We start from the raw sequence: 16,853 nt of genomic DNA, 5'->3' as shown, positions 1-16,853 counted from the left end.
CTGGCAGACTGACTGCCCATGGACGTGGACATCTGGGCCTGGGTCGGCGAAACCCAGCAGCAGCTTTCCGAGGCGGGCAACGTTGGCCTCGCCATGGCGCTGGGAGACCTTCCCGCACAGGCCTACGAGGGCCGGTATCCGCAGCTCGACGTGATGGCCCCGGCCATCGCCCAGCAGGCCGAGACGCTGGAGCTGCCCTGGCTGGAGTTCTACGCCCGCTACTGGCACCTCATGGGCCGCATCGGCGACCGGGCCCAGGGCGCGGTGGCCATCGACGACGCGCGGCAGCTGCTCACGTTCGCCCAGCGCGAAGACGTGCGCGACTGCCCGGCCACCCCGGCCGCCGTCGAGGCGATGGCCGTCGTGTGGGCCAACACCGACGGCCCCGGCTACGCCGGTGACCGCCTGGAGACGGTGGGCGCCTTCCTGGAGGGCATGAGCCCGGAGCGGCCCGCCTTCAGCGGCCTGGTCACCCAGTACGTCGCGGCGCTCGTCGACGCGGGCAAGGCCGGCGAGGCCGTCGCCTACGCCGAGTCCGCGGTCGAGCGGCTGCGCACGGCCGGCCGCGAGGCGAGCTGGGAGCTCGGCGCCGAGGGCGCCCGCGCCCTGCTGGCCGCCGGCCGGGCCGACGACGCGCTGGCCGCCCTGCAGGCCGCCGCCGATTTCGCCCCCGACGACCCGCCCGCCAAGGCCCACCGCGAGGGCGTGCGCCGCGCGCTCATCCTGGCCGAGCTCGGCCGCACGGCCGAGGCCGTCGACGCGCTGCCCGACCTCGACGTGGTCGGCGAGCACCCGCGGGTCTTCGTCGAGTGGTCGCGCGCGGTCGCCAAGCTGGCCGGATCCTCCCAGATCACCAACACCTGGCAGCTCGGCCGGGTGCTGCGCCAGTGGATCGACTACTTCGGCATGATGGGCGGCTACCGCGCCCGCGTCGAGCTCGCGCTGGTCGCGGGCGAGCTGGCCCTGGCCAGGAACGGCGTGTGGCAGGCCCGCCTGCTGGCCGACCTGGCCGAGTCCGGCGCGGCGGAGCTGCGCGGCGAGACCGGCGACCTGACCGAGCGCGTCGCCGCGCTGCGGGCCGCCGCCGACGCCACCTCCGAGCCCGCGGCCCCCGGGCCCCTGACCGAGCGGGTCGGCCTGTTCGACGCCGCCGACGGCTTCAACGCCGACCCCGAGAAGTGGGTGGGCTGGCTCGCGCCGCTGTCCGGGCAGGACCTGGAGGCCACCCGCCGCCACACCACCACGCTCGGCTTCCTCGGCTTCCCCGCGGCGGGCGCCGACATCTACTGGAAGCTGCTGGTCGACTCCGGCGACATCGCCTCGGCCGACCCCGACGACATCGCCTACCTGACCACCCTGCTCATCGAGGCCCGCCAGGACGAGCGCCTGGAGCAGATGGCCGCGCTGCTGCCGCACGCCGCCCAGTACCTCGCGCTGGCCAGGCTCCACAGCGCCCGCGAGCGCTGGCCGGAGACGCTCGACGCCGCCGAGCACGCGGTCGCGGCCGGGGCCGGCATCGAGGCCAGGCGCCTGCTGTCCGGCGCCGCCCAGCAGCTCGACCACAACGACAGGGCCGCCGGCGTCCTGGCCGAGGTGCTCGACGAGCTGACCGACGAGGACGTCTGGCGCATGGTCGTCATGGCCACCTCGGCGGAGGACTGGGACACCGTGCGCAAGGGCGCGGCCAAGATCGGCATGCCGATCAAGTCCAAGCAGGGCCCGATCGAGGAGGAGATGGGCCTGATCCGGCTCATCCTCCCGGCGCCCGACGGCGGCCAGCGCCAGGTGTTGTCCATCCGCACCGGCCCGGCCACCGCCCGGCTGGCGCTGCCGCAGCCGCGCGGCATGGACTACAACGCCGGCGACCTGGTCGTGTTCGACCCGCAGCTGCTGGAGCCCGTCCCGGAAGACCCGCAGGAGCAGCAGAACTTCGTGCCGCCGTTCGCGGCCGTGCGCATCCTGCGTCCCGGCGGTTACACCAGCTACTTCTTCGACGGCGCCGCGCCGAGCGAGGAGGACTGGGCGGAGTTCACCGAGGTCATGGCCGAGCGCGGCTGGCCGATGTGGGTCTACAGCGACGAGAACTACACCGTCACCCACCCGACCAGCGGCGAGTCGCTGCCGGGCGTGTTCGGCTGGGTCGCGGTGCCGCCGGACGTGTCGGCCGCCGAGGTCGACGCCCTGCTCGACGACGCCACCGAGCGCTGGGTGCACCCGCTGGCCTGGCTCGACCTGGCCCGCGAGATCGACGTCGAGGTCGAGCGGCACGAGCGCATCGTCAAGGAATACGGGCTCTGACGTGCTGGAGCGCTTCAGCCTCGACGGCAAGGTCGCCATCGTCACGGGCGCGTCGTCGGGGCTGGGCGTGGCCTTCGCCCGTGGGCTGGCCGAGGCCGGCGCCGACGTCGTGATCGGCGCCCGGCGCGCGGACCGGCTGGCGGAGACCGGGCGCCTGGTCGAGGAGACCGGGCGCCGCTGCCTCCCGGTCCCGACCGACGTGGCGGCGCCGGAGGAGTGCGACGCGCTGGTCGCCGCGGCCGTGGCCGAGTTCGGGGCGGTCGACGTGCTGATCAACAACGCGGGGGTCGGCACCGCCGTGCCCGCGCTGCGCGAGCGGCCCGAGGAGTTCCGCCGGGTGGTGGAGATCAACCTGCACGGCACGTACTGGATGGCGCAGGCGTGCGCGCGGGTGATGCGGCCGGGCTCGTCGATCGTGAACATCGGCAGCATCCTCGGCGCGACCACCGCCGGGCTGCCGCAGGCCGCCTACAGCGCGTCGAAGGCGGCCGTGGCAGGGCTCACCCGCGACCTGGCCCAGCAGTGGACGGCCCGGCGCGGCATCCGGGTCAACTGCCTGGAGCCGGGGTTCTTCGCCTCGGAGATGACCGAGCAGTACCCGCCCGGCTACCTGGAACGCATGCTGGAGCTGCGGGTGCCGATGAAACGGCCCGGCGACCCGGCCGAGCTGGTGGCGGCGGCGGTCTTCCTGGCCTCCGACGCCTCGTCGTACGTCACCGGTGTCACGCTGCCGGTGGACGGCGGCATCCTGATCACCTAGACGGTCCTTCTAGTACGTTGTCGGGAATGACCGCCCCCTTCGTACGTTCCTACCGTCCGGCCGATCTGGCCGCCGTCTACGACATCTGCGTGCGCACGGCCGACGCCGGTGGCGACGCCCGCGGCCAGTACGCCTCCGACCTGCTCATGGGCGACATCTTCGCCGCCCCCTACGTCACCCTGGAGCCCGAGCACGCCCACGTCGTCGACGACGGCACGGGCCAGGCCGTCGGCTACGTCGTGGGCACCGCGGACACGGCGGCGTTCGTCCGCCGCTACCGCGAGGAGTGGATCTCGGCGGCCGCGGCCCGCTGCCCCCTTCCTGCCGACCCGCCGGTCACGGCGGACGACGTGATGCTCGCCCTGCACCACCGGCCCGAGCGCATGCTGGTGCCCGAGCTGGCCGGCCACCCCGCCCACCTGCACATCGACCTGCTGCCCGACTGGCAGGGCAAGGGCTGGGGACGCCGGCTCATGAGCGCCTTCGTCGACGGCCTGCGCGCCGCCGGGGTGCCGCGGCTGCATCTGGGGATGGTCAGCACGAACGCGCCCGCGCGGGCCTTCTACGACCGGCTCGGCTTCGCGGAGCTGGCGGTGGCCGACGCCGGGCCGGTGACGTACCTGGGACGGGACACCTCGCCGCTCGGCTAGCTCTTGTCCGCGGGGAGCCAGGGCCTTATGTTCGTTGCGTAGTCCGGTGCGTGTTGCGTATTAAGGAACAACCGGAGGCGTGATGGGTCGGCCGCGCGTGGTGATCATCGGAGCCGGGATCGTGGGGTGCGCGGTGGCCGACGAGCTCACCGAACGCGGCTGGAGCGACGTCACCGTGGTGGAGCAGGGCCCGCTCTTCGCCGCGGGCGGCTCCAGCTCGCACGCCCCCGGCCTGGTCTTCCAGACGAACCCGTCCAAGACCATGACCGAGTTCGCCGCCTACACCGTGCGCAAGTACACCGCGCTCGGCGCGCACTGCTTCCGCCAGGTCGGCGGCCTGGAGGTGGCCACCACCCCCGAGCGTTGGACCGACCTGCACCGCAAGCTCGGCTGGGCGCAGTCATGGGGCGTCGAAGGGCGCCTGCTGGACGCCGCGCAGTGCGCCGAGCTGTGGCCGATGCTGGACCGCGACCGGGTGCTGGGCGGCTTCCACGTGCCGAGCGACGGCCTGGCCGCCGCCGTGGCCTGCGGCGAGACGCAGGCGGCGCGGGCCACCGAACGCGGGGCGCGCTTCCTCGGCGGGCACACCGTGACCGGCGTCGAGCAGCAGGGCGGCCGGGTCACCGGCGTCTCCTGCCTGGCCGCGGGGGAGTACCGGACGATCCCGGCCGACGTGGTCGTGTGCGCGGCCGGATTCTGGGGCCCGTCGATCGGGGAGATGGCCGGGCTGAGCGTGCCGCTGCTGCCGCTGGCCCACCAGTACGCGAAGTCCGGCCCCCTGCCCCCGCAGCCCGAGGGCCCCATCCTGCGCCACCAGGACCGCGACCTGTACGCCCGGCAGCACGGCGACCGCATCGGCATCGGCTCCTACGCCCACCGCCCCATGCCGGTCACCCAGCACGAGATCGGCCCCAAGGGCACCACCATGCCCTCGGTCCAGTCGTTCACCGAGGAGGACTTCGAACCCGCCTGGCGCGACGCCGCCGAGCTGCTGCCCGCCCTGGCCGGCTCCAAGTACGAGGACGGCATCAACGGCGTCTTCTCCTTCACCGCCGACGGCTTCCCGCTGATCGGCGAGGCGCCGCACCTGGACGGGTTCTGGCTGGCCGAGGCCGTCTGGGTGACGCACTCGGCCGGGGTGGCCAGGGCGGTCGCCGAGCTGCTGGTGACCGGCCGGTCGCAGGTGGACCTGCACGAGTGCGAACTGGCCAGGTTCGAGCAGGCGCAGCTGTCGCCCGCCTACGTCGAGGAGCGCGGCAGGCAGAACTTCGTCGAGGTCTACGACGTCATCCACCCGTTGCAGCCCATGGAGTCGCCGCGGCCGATGCGGACCAGCCCGTTCCATCCGCGTCAGGTGGAGCTGGGCGCGTACTTCCTGGAGTCGGCCGGATGGGAGCGGCCGCACTGGTTCGAGGCGAACGAGCCGCTGCTCGCCGGCCTCGAAGAGCCGCGGATCGGCGCCGACCGGCGGGACGCTTGGGCCGCCCGTCACTGGTCGCCCATCGCGGCCGCCGAGGCGTGGGCCACCCGCGAGCGGGTCGCGCTCTACGACATGACCTCGCTCAAGCGCATCGAGGTCAGCGGTCCGGGCGCGGCGGCCTTCCTCCAGCACATGACCACCAACAACGTGGACAAGAAGCCCGGCACGGTCACCTACACCCTGCTGCTGGACGCCGGTGGCGGCATCCGCTCCGACCTCACGGCGGCGCGGCTGGCCGAGGACAGGTTCCAGCTCGGCGCGAACGGCAACCTCGACCTCGACTGGCTGACCCGGCACGCCCCCCGCGGGGTGCACATCAGGGACATCACGCCCGGCACCTGCTGCGTCGGCGTGTGGGGGCCGCAGGCCAGGGAGCTGGTGCAGGGGCTCACGGACATGGACCTGTCCAACGAGGGCTTCCGCTACTTCACCTGCCGGTCCGGGTACGTCGGGCAGGTGCCGGTGCTCGCGATGCGCGTCTCGTACGTGGGCGAGCTGGGCTGGGAGCTCTACACCGGCGCCGACATGGGGCTCAAACTGTGGGACACGCTGCGGTCCGCCGGGACGCCGGTCGCGGGCGGGCGGGCCGCGTTCAACAGCCTCCGGCTGGAGAAGGGGTACCGGCTCTGGGGCGTGGACATGACCACCGAGCACGACCCGTACGAGGCCGGGCTGGGCTTCGCGGTCAAGGAGGACAAGGACTTCCACGGCCGCGACGCGCTGCGCGCCGAACCGTCGCGCAGGCTCGTGCCGCTGCTCAGCGCCGAGGTGGTCATGGGCAAGGAACCGGTCTGGCACGCCGGGCGCGTCGCCGGGTACGTCACCAGCGCCGCGTACGGGCACACCATCGGCCGTCCGATCGCCTACGCCTGGCTGCCGGCCGAGCTGGCCGGAGCGGGGACGCGGGTGGACATCTCGTACTTCGGCCGCCGCGTGCCCGCGGAGGTCGCCGCCGAGCCGCTGTTCGACCCCCGGATGGAGAAGATCAGACGTTGACCCACCCCGGCTTCCTCTGGCGCAACCCCGATCCGCGGCCCTCCTACGACGTGGTCGTCGTGGGCGGCGGCGGGCACGGCCTGGCCACCGCCTACTACCTGGCCAGGAACCACGGCCTGACGAACGTCGCCGTCCTGGAGAAGGGCTGGCTGGCCGGCGGCAACATGGCCCGCAACACCACCATCATCCGCTCCAACTACCTGTGGGACGAGAGCGCCGCCCTCTACGAGCACTCGCTGAAGCTGTGGGAGGGCCTGAGCGCGGAACTGGACTACGACCTGCAGTTCAGCCAGCGCGGCGTGCTCAACCTGGCGCACAACCTGCACGACGTGCGCGAGGGCAGGCGGCGGGTCAACGCCAACCGGCTCAACGGCGTGGACGCCGAATGGCTGGACGCCGACGAGGTCAGGAAGTTCTGCCCGATCGTCAACGTCTCCGGCCGGGCCCGCTACCCCGTCCTGGGGGCCACCTTGCAGCGGCGCGGCGGCATCGCCAAGCACGACCACGTCGCCTGGGCGCTGGCTCGCCAGGCCGACGCGTACGGCGTGGACCTGATCCAGGGCTGCGAGGTGACCGGGTTCGAGATCACCGGCAACCGGGTGACCGGCGTGCGCACCTCGCGCGGGCCCATCGCGGCGGGCACGGTGGCGCTCGCCTCGGCCGGGCACACCTCGGTCCTGGCCGAACGGGCCGGGATCCGGCTGCCGCTGCAGTCGCACCCGCTCCAGGCGCTGGTGTCGGAGCTGCTGGAGCCGGTGCTCGACTGCGTCGTCATGTCCAACGCCGTCCACGTGTACGTCAGCCAGGCGCACAAGGGCGAGCTGGTCATGGGGGCGGGCATCGACGCGTACAACTCCTACGGGCAGCGCGGCGGGTGCCACGTGATCGAGGCGCAGATGGCGGCGGCCCTGGAGCTGTTCCCGCTGTTCAGCCGGGTCCGCGTGCTGCGGACGTGGGCCGGGATCGTGGACGTCTCGCCGGACGCCTCCCCGATCATCGGCGCCACCCCCGTGGACGGCCTCTACGTCAACGCCGGGTGGGGCACCGGCGGCTTCAAGGCGACCCCCGGCTCCGGCTGGGTGTACGCCGACACGATCGCCAACGGCCGGCCGCACCCGCTGGCCGAGCCGTTCGCGCTGGAGCGGTTCACCACGGGCGCGCTCGTGGACGAGCACGGCGCGGCGGCGGTGGCCCACTGATGCTGCTGCTCGACTGCCCCCACTGCGGCCCCCGCGACGAGACCGAGTTCCACTACGGCGGCCAGGCCGGGATCCCCTACCCGCAGGCCCCCGGCGAGCTGTCCGACCAGGAGTGGGCCGCCTACGTCTTCCTGCGCGACAACCCCAAGGGCTGGTTCCGCGAACGCTGGTTCCACACGCACGGCTGCCGGACCTGGTTCACCGTCGAACGGCACACGGTCACGCACGAGATCAGGAAGGCGCCATGAGGTTCACCTTCGACGGCCGTCCCCTCCAGGGGGAGCCGGGCGACACGCTGGCCGCGGCACTGCTGCGCAACGGGGTGCGGGTGGTGGGCCGGGGTGTGGAGTCCGGCCGCCCGCGCGGCGTCTTCTCGGCCGGTCCCGAGGAGCCGAACGCCCTGGTCCGCGTGGGCGCCGACCCGATGCTGGCGGCCACCACGGTGGAGCTGTACGACGGGCTGGAGGCGTGGAGCCTGCGCGGCAAGGGCCGGGTGGACCTCGACGCGGCCGACGACCGGCGCTGCGACAAGGGTTACCTGCACTGCGACGTGCTGGTGGTCGGCGGCGGCCCGGCCGGGCTGGCGGCGGCCGCCGCGGCGCGCGCGGCCCGGGTGATCCTGCTCGACGACCAGCCCCGCCTCGGCGGCGATCTGCTGAACAGCCGGGTGCTGCTCGACGGGGCGCCCGCGCTCGACTGGGTGGACTCGCTCGACCTGTCCGGCGTGCGGGTGCTCACCAGGACCACGGCCGTCGGCTACCACGACCACAACTACGTGGTGGCCGTCGAGCGGCGGGCGCGCGGCGAGCGGCTGTGGCACATCAGGGCCCGCCGGGTCATCCTGGCGACCGGCGCCCACGAGCGTTCGCTCGCCTTCCCCGGCAACGACCGGCCCGGCGTCATGCTGGCCTCGGCCGCCCGCGCCTACGCCAACCGGTACGGCGTGCTGCCCGGCCGCCGCGCGGTCGTCCTGGCCTGCGCCGACTCCGGCTACGAGGCCGCCGCGGACCTGCGCGCGGCCGGCGTGGAGATCGCCGCGATCGTCGACCCGCGCCCCGCAGGACTCACCCCCGACGCCCTGGCCGGGCAGGTGATCACCGGCACCACGGCCGGCGCGGACGGCGTGCTGACCGGCGTGCGGGTGGGGGAGCGGCACATCGAGGCCGACCTGCTGGCCGTGGCGGGCGGCTGGAACCCCGCCGTGCACCTGTTCAGCCAGTCGCAGGGACGGGTGCGCTTCGACGAGGGAGTGCAGGCGTTCGTCCCGGACGTCTCGGCGCAGGCCGAACGCTCCGCGGGCGCCTGCCGCGGCCGGTACGGCACCCGCGAGGCCATCGCCGACGGCCACGCCGCCGGCCGGGAGGCCGCCGGATCCGCCGCCCGCGAACTCCGCGTGCCCGACTGCGACGAGCGCCCCCCGCGGCCACCTGCCGCGCTGTGGCTGGTCGAGGGGGACGGCGACGAGCCCGCCTTCGCCGACCTGCACCGCGACGTGACCGTGGCCGACCTGGCCAGGGCGACCGGCACCGGGATGCGCTCGGTCGAGCACGTCAAGCGCTACACCACCGCGGGCACCGGCGCCGACCAGGGCAAGACGTCGGGGACGGTCGTCGTGGGCGTGATGTCGGCGCTGCTCGGGACCGCGCCGGGGCAGGTGGGCACGACCACGTTCCGGCCGCCGTACACGCCGGTGTCGTTCGCGACGCTGGCCGGGCGCGACCGCGGCGCGCTCTCCGACCCGGTCAGGACCACCGCCATGCACGCCGCGCACGTCGCGGTGGGCGCGGTGTTCGAGGACGTCGGCCAGTGGAAACGCCCCCGCTACTTCCCGCTGGACGGCGAGACCATGGAGGCCGCCGTGGCGCGCGAGTGCGTGGCCGCCCGCACCTCCGTCGCCGCCATGGACGCCTCCACCCTGGGCAAGATCGACATCCGGGGCGCGGACGCGGGCGCGTTCCTGGACCGGATCTACACCAACCTGTACTCCACGCTCGCCGTCGGCGCCTGCCGCTACGGGCTCATGTGCCGGGCCGACGGCATGGTGTTCGACGACGGCACCACGACCAGGCTCGCCGCCGACCACTACCTGATGACCACGACCACCGGCAACGCCGCCGCGGTGCTCGACTGGCTGGAGGAGTGGCGGCAGACCGAGTGGCCGCAGCTCGACGTCTCCTTCACCTCGGTCACCGACCACTGGGCGACGGTCGCCGTGGCCGGCCCCAAGGCGCGGCGGGTGATCGCCGCCGTCGCACCCGGCGCGCTCGGCCTGCCCTTCATGCGGTACGCCGGGACGGACGTGCTCGGCGTGCCCGGCCGGGTGTTCCGGATCAGCTTCTCCGGCGAGCTGGCCTACGAGGTGAACGTGCCCTGGCCGTACGGCAGGGCGTTGTGGGAGGCGGTGCTGGAGCTGGGCGCGGTGCCGTACGGGACCGAGGCGATGCACGTGCTGCGGGCCGAGAAGGGGTTCGCCATCGTCGGCCAGGAGACCGACGGCACGGTCACGCCGCACGACCTCGGCATGTCGTGGATCGTCTCCGCGCGCAAGCCCGACTTCGTGGGCAAACGCTCGCACGCGCGCCCCGACACCGCCCGCGAGGGCCGCAAACGCCTGGTCGGCCTGCTCGCCGACGACCCCGCGACGCCGATCGAGGAGGGCGCCCAGCTCGTCAGGGGCGGGCCGGGCGCGCCCATGCTGGGGCACGTCACCTCCGGCTACGCCAGTGCCGCGCTCGGCCGGACGTTCGGGCTGGCCATGGTCAGGGACGTCGTGCCCGGGGACCGGCTCACGGCGGTGTCGGGGGCGGCGGCCACCGGCGTGACGGTCGTCGAGCCGGTCCTGTACGACCCGGGCAACACCCGCCGCGACGGCGACCCCCTGGAGGAGGACGCGCCCGCGGCACTCGGGGGCGTTCCGGCGCGGGAGAGCCCGGCGGCGGCGTTCGCCGACCGGTTCGCGGCGGCGAGCGGGCCGTCGGTGCGGCTGCGCGAGCTGCCGTTCGAGCCGATGTGGGAGGTCAGGGGCGCCGATCCCGGCGTGGGCCTGCGGCTCGGCCCGTCGTGGTGGCTGGTGACCGGGGACGCCGCGCCGGGGCCCGGCTGGGTGGACGTCTCGGGGCAGCGGACGATCCTGGAGCTGTCCGGGCCGATGGCGGACGACGTCCTGATCACCGGCTGTCCCGTGGACCTGCATCCCGACGTGTTCCCCGGGCACGCGCAGACGCTGCTGGGCCGGGCCTCGGTGATCCTGGAACGGCGGGCGGCCGGTGAGTACCGGATCCACGTCAGGTCGTCGTTCACCGCGTACCTGGCAGAGTGGCTCTTGGACGCCCTTTTAGCGTTATAAGACCATTTAGGGGTACTTGCTATACCTAGACTTTACGAAAACCGAAGTCTGGGGGATCACGTGCGCACACGGGCGTTCACGGCCGGTCTGGCCATGGTGACGATGCTGGCCGGCTGCGGCGGCCTGGAGGCGCAGTCGGGCGGCCCGGACCCGGCCAAACCGGACTCCGCGTCGGTCTCGGACGCCCGCAAGAAGCTGGACAAGCTCAAGGTCAAGGGACGAGCCCCGCGCACCGGCTTCGACCGCGACGAGTTCGGCCCCGCCTGGGCCGACGTCGACCACAACGGCTGCGACACCCGCAACGACATCCTCAAGCGCGACCTGAAGGACGAGACGTTCAAGTCGGGCACCCACGACTGCATCGTCCTCACCGGCACCCTGGACGACCCCTACAGCGGCAAGACCATCAAGTTCAAGCGCGGCCAGGACACCAGCACGGCCGTCCAGATCGACCACCTGGTGCCGCTGTCGGACGCCTGGCAGAAGGGCGCGCAGCAGTGGTCGCCCACCAAGCGCAAGGAGTTCGCCAACGACCCGCTGAACCTGCTGGCGGTGGACGGCCCGCTGAACAACCAGAAGAGCGACTCCGACGCGGCCACCTGGCTGCCGCCGCGCAAGGCGTACCGGTGCGCCTACATCGCCCGCCAGATCGACGTGAAGAGCAAGTACGACGTCTGGATCACCGACGGCGAGAAGAGCGCGATGGAAGGCATACTCAAGGACTGCTGAGGGCTCCGCCGGGGGCGGTCAGCGTCAGCTCCACGCGGGCCCCGCCGCCCTCGGGCGCCGAGACGGCGAGCGTGCCGCCGCACGACTCGGCGGTGCGCCGCGCGATGTCCAGCCCCAGGCCGGTCGAGCCGCCCCCGCTGATCCCCCGCTCCAGCGCCCCCGGGTCGAACCCCGGCCCCGAGTCCTCGACGACCAGCAGCGTCCCGCCCGGCCGGGACGACAGCCGCACGGCCATGGCGGTCCCCTCCGGGGTGTGCGCGAACACGTTGCCGAGCAGCGCGTCCACGCACGCGGCCAGCTCCTCGCCGCCGACGGCGACCGGCGCGGGCGCGTCGGGCAGCGACACCGACACCGGCCGCCCCTGGTCCTCGGCCAGCACCGACCAGAACCGCACCCGCTCGCGCACCACCTCGGCCGCGTCGCACGAGCCGCGCCCGGCCGAGCGCCGCCGCGCCTCGGTGATGACCGCGCTGACCGCCCGCTCCAGCGCGTCCACCCTGTTCTGGACCCGGGCGGCCTCCTCCGGGTCGCGCAGCGACTCGGCCTCCAGCCGCAGCCCGGTCAGCGGCGTGCGCAGCCGGTGGGACAGGTCGGCGACCGACTCGCGCTCGGCGGCCAGCAGGTCGCCGATGCGCCCGGCCAGATGGTTGAGCGCCAGCGCCACCGACCGCACCTCCGGCGGCCCGCCCGGCTCGGCCCGCGCGCTCAGGTCGCCGCCGGCCAGCCGATGCGACACGCGGGCCAGCCCGACCACGGGCCGGGTCACGGCCAGCGCCAGCCGGTCGGCCAGCACGATGCCGAGCACCATGAGCCCCAGCCCGAGCACGAGCAGCGCCAGCCAGGCCGCCCGCACGCCGTGCGTCAGCTCGTCGTCCGGCACGAACACCCTGATCACGGCCGTGCCGTCGGGGGACTGCGCCGAGACCAGCACCTCCCGGCCGCCGGGGGCGACGGCGGTCACGCTGCGGCCCGTCGCGGCCAGCCGCACGGCGTCGGAGCGGGCGGCGGGCGCGCCCATCGTGCCCCCGCCGGGCAGGAACACCGTCACCCGCCGCGGCACCTGCTCCACGGCCAGCGGCAAATCAGGCGTGCCGACCGCGACCGCGACGGACTCGGCGGCGGCGGTGGCCCGGCTCATCGCGCCGTTCTCGGCCACGGTGCCGATCAGCAGCGCCATCGGCACCAGCAGGGCGATCAGCACGAGCGACGTCGTCGCCGCCACCAGCAGCGCCAGCCAGCGCCTCACGACGGCCCGACCAGCTTGACCCCGACGCCTCTGACGGTGTGCAGGTAGCGGGGCTCGGCCGCGGTCTCGCCGAGCTTCCTGCGCAGCCACGACAGGTGCACGTCCACGGTCTTGTCGGCGCCGCCGTACGGCAGCCGCCACACCTCCGTCAGCAGCTCGCGCTTGGTGATCACCTCGCCGGGCCGGGCCGCGAGGAAGTGCAGCACGTCGAACTCGCGCGGCGTGAGGTCGAGGGACACCCCGTCGAGCGTGGCCGTGCGCGCCCGGGGATCGACCCGCAGCCCGCCCACGGCCAGCGGCTCCGGCGCGGCCTCGCCCGCGCGTCGCAGCACCGCCCGCACCCGGGCGTCGAGCTGCCGGGCGCTGTACGGCTTGACCACGTAGTCGTCGGCCCCCGCGTCCAGGACGGGCACCATCTCGGCGTCGCCGTCGCGGGCGGTCGCCACGATCACCGGCACCCTGCTCACCGCCCGCAACATGCGCAGCAGCTCGACGCCGTCGAGGTCGGGAAGGCCCAGGTCGAGCACGATCAGGTCGGGACGGTCCTGCACGGCCAGCCGCAACCCCTCCAGCGCGGTCGGGGAGGAGGAGACCGCGTGGCCGAGATCGCGCAGGCCCCGGCTCAACGACGTCCGGATGGTCACGTCGTCCTCGATGAGCAGGATGTCAGCCATATACCCAAACCGTAGACGGTCCGTGGTGATGCACCGAGCATCGTTAGCGTCGCCTTAACCTGCGCTTAGCCGTACGTGGGGGAGGGTGGGAGCGTGAAGCGTCTCGTGCTGGCCTGGGCCGTCACCGCGGCCGCCGCGACCGGGGCGGCCGTGGCCGTGCTCGGCCTGCTCGGAACCGGGGTGACCGGCACGTCCAGCCGCGTGCTCAGCGGGCCGGAGGTGCGCGCCGCGCTCTCCACCGCCACCGCGCGCGCCGCCACGCCCGTGCCGCGGACGTCCGCCCGCGCCCAGGACCGGCTCATGCGCACCGAGGCCGGCACGGTGATCGCCTCCTGCTCCGGCGGCCTGGTCACCCTGCGCTCCTGGAGCCCGGCCCAGGGCTACTCGGTGGACGGCGTCCAGCCCGGCCCGGCCCGCGAGGCGAAGGTCGAGTTCGAGCCGGAGGACGGCGAGGAGGTCGAACTCAAGATCTTCTGCGCCCCCGACGGCCCCGCCACCCGCTGACCGGCCCGCCGGGGCGCGGACGGGTCACCGACCTCCGCGGACTTCCAGCGCCCCCAGCAGCTCCTCGGACGCCCTGGTGATCGCCTCCACGGCCCGGTCGAACGCCTCGGCGTTGTGGGCGGCAGGGGCGCGGAATCCGGAGATCTTCCTGACGTACTGGAGCGCGGCGGCCCGCACGTCGTCCTCGGTCACGCTCTCGGCGTACGGCGGCCGCAGGGTCTTGATGCTTCTGCACATGGTCTCAACGGTAATAGCCGATGCGCTGGCTTATCTCCCTCGCGCCCGCGGCCAGCAGCTCACCGACCTCGGGCAGCCGCTCGGGCGTGAGCCGGTAGGACGGCCCGGACGCGCTGACCGCGGCCACCACCGAGCCGTCGGCCCCCCTGATCGGCGCCGCCACCGCGTTCAGCCCGACCTCCAGCTCCTCCACCGTGGCCGCCCAGCCGCGCCGCCTGATCTCCTCCAGGCCCAGGCCGTCCGGGGAGGTGACGGTGCGCGGGGTGTAGCGCTCCAGCTCGCCGGCCAGGCGCAGGGCGCCGAAGGCGAGCAGCACCTTGCCGCTGGAGGTGGCGTGCGACGGGGTGCGCTGGCCGACCCAGTTGTGGCCGCTGATCGCCGCCGGGCCGCGCACCTGGCTGATGTTGACCGTGTCGCCGTCCTGGGGGACCGCGATGTTGACGGTCTCGCCGACCGCCTCGGCCAGCCGCAGGCACACCTCGCGGCTCTCCCTGGACAGGTCGAGCTGGGCCGTGGCCGCGCCGGCCAGCCGTACGACGCCGAACCCCAGCCGGTAGCGCCCCCGGTCGCCGCTCTGCTCCACCAGCCCGCCCTGCTCCAGGGCGGCCAGCAGCCGGAACGCGGTGGACTTGTGCACGTCGAGCTCGACCGCGAGGTCCGTCACCCGGGTGGCGCCCTCGCGGGCCAGGATCTCCAGGATCGCGATGGCCCGGTCGACGGACTGAACCGTCGTGCTGTTGCTCACAGCGCAACAGAATAGCCGCCGGAGTCGTTCGGCAGGCGCTACTTCGACGAGGCCGGGGCGAGCTCGCGGCCGAAGTCGGCGGCGATCCTCCGCATGCCCTCGGCCAGCTCGTCGCGGTCGAGGGCGTCGATGCGCTCGGCCGGCCCCGACACCGACATCGCGGCCACCACCCGCTCGCCGTCCCGGACGGGCACCGCCAGGCAGTGGACGCCCAGCTCCTCCTCGCCCAGGTCCGTCGCGTAGCCGCGCTCCTTGACCCGGCCGAGCTCGGCCAGCATGCCGGCCGCGTCGGTGATCGTGTTCGGGGTGCGCCGCGGCATGCCCGTACGCTCGAACACCGCCATCGCCTCCGCGGCCGCCCGCCCGGCCAGCAGCGCCTTGCCCACGGCCGTGCTGTGCGGCAGCACCCGCCTGCCGACCTCGGCGAACATGCGCAGCCTGCGCGGCGAGGGCACCTGCGCCACGTAGACGACGAAGTCGCCTTCGAGCACCGCCAGGTTCGCCGTCTCGCCGGACAGCTCCACCATCCGCGTCAGGTACGGCTGCGCCCACCCGCCCACCATGCTCTCCGCGATGCCGCCCAGGCGGACCAGCCCGCCGCCCAGCGCGTACCGGCGGTCGGACTCCTGGCGCACGTAACCGCGGGCGAGCAGCGTCTGCAGCAGCCGGTGGATGGTCCCGTACGGCAGGCCCGTCCGCGCCGCTATCTCCGACAGCCCCGCCTCGCCGCCGTGCTCGGCCAGCGCCTCCAGCACGTCGAGCGCCCGCTCGACCGACTGCACGCTCACAGCGACACCCCGCGCAAGGAGGCGTCCAGCACTTCGGCGGTGTGGGCCACCCTGATCTCCTTCCCGGCCCGGCGCATCGCCGTGGCGATCTGCATCGTGCATCCCGGATTGGCCGAGACCAGCAGCTCGGCCCCGGTCGAGGCGACCGCCCCGGCCTTGCGGTCGCCGAGGTCGCGGGCCGCCTCCGGTTGCAGGATGTTGTACGTCCCCGCCGACCCGCAGCAGATCGCCGACTCGGGGACCTCCCGCAGCTCCAGCCCGGGGATGCCGCGCAGCAGCTCGCGCGGCTGCGCCCGGACGCCCTGGGCGTGGGCCAGGTGACAGGCGTCGTGGTAGGCGACGGTGAGCGGCAGCGGATGCCGCCTGGCCGCCGGGCCCAGCTCGGCCAGGAACTCCGACAGGTCCCGCACCCGGAACCCGGGATCGGCGCCGAACAGCTCGCCGTACTCCTTCATGACGGAGCCGCAGCCGGCCGCGTTCACCACGACCGTCTCGACCCCCGCCCGCCGGAACGCCCTGACCGCCCGGCGGGCCAGCCGCCGGGCCTGCTCGGCGCGCCCGGCGTGCACGCTGAGCGCCCCGCAGCAGCCCTGCCCGGCCGGAACGAGCACGTCGCAGCCCTCCAGCGCGAGCACCCGCGCGGTGGCCGCGTTCACCTGCGGGAAGAACTCGCCCTGCACGCACCCGGTGAGCATCCCGACCACGGCCCTGCGCCTGCCCCTGGCCCTGACCAGGCGCGGCAGGCGCTGCCGGTGCTCCACGCGCGGCGCGAGCGCGGCCATGGCCCCCAGACTCGGATGGACCCGCGTCAGGAACGGCGCCATCCGCCCGGCCAGCCACATCGTCGGCCGCAGCAGCCGCAGCCTGCGCGGGTGGGGGAACAGGCTGAACACGATCTCCCGCACCGCCCGATCCCGCGGCTCGCGGACGTGCGTGCGCTCGACCTCGGCGCGCGTCTGCTCGATCAGCCGGTCGTAGCGCACGCCCGACGGGCACGCCGTGACGCACGCCATGCAGCCCAGGCAGGCGTCGAAGTGCCCGGCCATCTCCGGGGTGACCGGAACGCCCTCGACGTGCTGCTTCATCAGGTGGATGCGCCCGCGCGGCGAGTCCATCTCCTCGCCCCACAACGCGTACGTCGGGCACGTCGGCAGGCAGAACCCGCAGTGCACGCAGTCGCCGATCAGCTCCGGGTCCATGG

General features: G+C 74.1%; 15 protein-coding genes. 9 read left to right on the top strand and 6 right to left on the bottom strand.

All coding sequences use genetic code 11. The features are described 5' to 3' along the window. The first annotated feature begins 18 nt into the window (after positions 1 to 18). From ACIBK9_RS22250 to ACIBK9_RS22215, 8 genes are all read left to right on the top strand, one after another. Positions 19 to 2,298, top strand: a complete 2,280-nt coding sequence (locus tag ACIBK9_RS22250) for a tetratricopeptide repeat protein (protein WP_387672355.1) — start codon at positions 19 to 21, stop codon at positions 2,296 to 2,298. A gap of 1 nt (position 2,299) precedes the next feature. Beyond that, a complete protein-coding gene (locus ACIBK9_RS22245; protein WP_358291943.1) occupies positions 2,300 to 3,058 on the top strand; it encodes a glucose 1-dehydrogenase in 759 nt (252 codons plus the stop codon). A 26-nt stretch (positions 3,059 to 3,084) separates the two neighbouring features. Next, on the top strand, positions 3,085 to 3,708 hold the full coding sequence (locus ACIBK9_RS22240; RefSeq protein WP_397160732.1) for a GNAT family N-acetyltransferase: 624 nt from the start codon (positions 3,085 to 3,087) through the stop codon (positions 3,706 to 3,708). A gap of 82 nt (positions 3,709 to 3,790) precedes the next feature. Continuing rightward, positions 3,791 to 6,184: an FAD-dependent oxidoreductase gene (locus tag ACIBK9_RS22235; RefSeq protein ID WP_397160730.1), complete on the top strand. Its 2,394-nt coding sequence runs from the start codon at positions 3,791 to 3,793 to the stop codon at positions 6,182 to 6,184. Then, on the top strand, positions 6,181 to 7,383 hold the full coding sequence (locus ACIBK9_RS22230; RefSeq protein WP_364343325.1) for a sarcosine oxidase subunit beta family protein: 1,203 nt from the start codon (positions 6,181 to 6,183) through the stop codon (positions 7,381 to 7,383). The genes ACIBK9_RS22235 and ACIBK9_RS22230 overlap by 4 nt, the downstream gene beginning before the upstream one ends. Then, entirely contained in the window at positions 7,383 to 7,631 is a 249-nt protein-coding gene (locus ACIBK9_RS22225) for a sarcosine oxidase subunit delta (protein WP_358291951.1), read from the top strand. The genes ACIBK9_RS22230 and ACIBK9_RS22225 overlap by 1 nt, the downstream gene beginning before the upstream one ends. After that, on the top strand, positions 7,628 to 10,729 hold the full coding sequence (locus ACIBK9_RS22220; protein ID WP_397160727.1) for a 2Fe-2S iron-sulfur cluster-binding protein: 3,102 nt from the start codon (positions 7,628 to 7,630) through the stop codon (positions 10,727 to 10,729). Before ACIBK9_RS22225 ends, ACIBK9_RS22220 begins: the two co-directional genes overlap by 4 nt. 60 nt (positions 10,730 to 10,789) lie before the next feature. Continuing rightward, the gene (locus ACIBK9_RS22215) at positions 10,790 to 11,458 is read left to right on the top strand and encodes an HNH endonuclease family protein (protein WP_397160725.1); all 669 of its coding nucleotides are present in this window, start codon (positions 10,790 to 10,792) and stop codon (positions 11,456 to 11,458) included. Here the strand turns inward: ACIBK9_RS22215 and ACIBK9_RS22210 are convergent. Both ACIBK9_RS22210 and ACIBK9_RS22205 read right to left on the bottom strand, forming a co-directional pair. Continuing rightward, a complete protein-coding gene (locus ACIBK9_RS22210; protein WP_387672373.1) occupies positions 11,445 to 12,704 on the bottom strand; it encodes a sensor histidine kinase in 1,260 nt (419 codons plus the stop codon). The two genes, ACIBK9_RS22215 and ACIBK9_RS22210, sit on opposite strands and share 14 nt — an antisense overlap. After that, a complete protein-coding gene (locus ACIBK9_RS22205) occupies positions 12,701 to 13,378 on the bottom strand; it encodes a response regulator transcription factor (protein ID WP_397160723.1) in 678 nt (225 codons plus the stop codon). Before ACIBK9_RS22205 ends, ACIBK9_RS22210 begins: the two co-directional genes overlap by 4 nt. Before the next feature lie 93 nt (positions 13,379 to 13,471). On the opposite strand from ACIBK9_RS22205, the gene ACIBK9_RS22200 reads away from it, so the two are divergent. Beyond that, positions 13,472 to 13,882, top strand: coding sequence for a hypothetical protein (locus ACIBK9_RS22200; RefSeq protein WP_358291959.1), 411 nt, complete (start codon positions 13,472 to 13,474; stop codon positions 13,880 to 13,882). Positions 13,883 to 13,906: 24 nt separating this feature from the next. Here the strand turns inward: ACIBK9_RS22200 and ACIBK9_RS22195 are convergent, their stop codons facing one another. The 4 genes from ACIBK9_RS22195 to ACIBK9_RS22180 are packed head-to-tail and all read right to left on the bottom strand — an operon-like array spanning position 13,907 to position 16,851. Continuing rightward, positions 13,907 to 14,119: a DUF2277 domain-containing protein gene (locus ACIBK9_RS22195; RefSeq protein ID WP_352322770.1), complete on the bottom strand. Its 213-nt coding sequence runs from the start codon at positions 14,117 to 14,119 to the stop codon at positions 13,907 to 13,909. Between the two features lie 4 nt (positions 14,120 to 14,123). Continuing rightward, positions 14,124 to 14,864: an IclR family transcriptional regulator gene (locus tag ACIBK9_RS22190; protein WP_397160721.1), complete on the bottom strand. Its 741-nt coding sequence runs from the start codon at positions 14,862 to 14,864 to the stop codon at positions 14,124 to 14,126. 38 nt (positions 14,865 to 14,902) lie between these two features. Further along, entirely contained in the window at positions 14,903 to 15,646 is a 744-nt protein-coding gene (locus ACIBK9_RS22185) for an IclR family transcriptional regulator (protein WP_397161071.1), read from the bottom strand. 2 nt (positions 15,647 to 15,648) lie between these two features. Then, positions 15,649 to 16,851: a (Fe-S)-binding protein gene (locus tag ACIBK9_RS22180; protein WP_397161069.1), complete on the bottom strand. Its 1,203-nt coding sequence runs from the start codon at positions 16,849 to 16,851 to the stop codon at positions 15,649 to 15,651. Positions 16,852 to 16,853: the final 2 nt, after the last annotated feature.

Source organism: Nonomuraea sp. NPDC050227, from assembly GCF_044459705.1.
Classification (GTDB): Bacteria; Actinomycetota; Actinomycetes; order Streptosporangiales; family Streptosporangiaceae; genus Nonomuraea.
This window is presented reverse-complemented; position numbering and strand designations above follow the sequence as displayed.

Bases quoted from the DNA above. Each gene is read 5' to 3' on its own strand.
- ACIBK9_RS22250 (WP_387672355.1), top strand. From the start codon at position 19: ATGGACGTGGACATCTGGGCCTGGGTCGGCGAAACCCAGCAGCAGCTT.
- ACIBK9_RS22240 (WP_397160732.1), top strand. From the start codon at position 3,085: ATGACCGCCCCCTTCGTACGTTCCTACCGTCCGGCCGATCTGGCCGCC.
- ACIBK9_RS22235 (WP_397160730.1), top strand. From the start codon at position 3,791: ATGGGTCGGCCGCGCGTGGTGATCATCGGAGCCGGGATCGTGGGGTGC.
- ACIBK9_RS22225 (WP_358291951.1), top strand. From the start codon at position 7,383: ATGCTGCTGCTCGACTGCCCCCACTGCGGCCCCCGCGACGAGACCGAG.
- ACIBK9_RS22220 (WP_397160727.1), top strand. From the start codon at position 7,628: ATGAGGTTCACCTTCGACGGCCGTCCCCTCCAGGGGGAGCCGGGCGAC.
- ACIBK9_RS22205 (WP_397160723.1), bottom strand. From the start codon at position 13,378: ATGGCTGACATCCTGCTCATCGAGGACGACGTGACCATCCGGACGTCG.
- ACIBK9_RS22195 (WP_352322770.1), bottom strand. From the start codon at position 14,119: ATGTGCAGAAGCATCAAGACCCTGCGGCCGCCGTACGCCGAGAGCGTG.
- ACIBK9_RS22180 (WP_397161069.1), bottom strand. From the start codon at position 16,851: ATGGACCCGGAGCTGATCGGCGACTGCGTGCACTGCGGGTTCTGCCTG.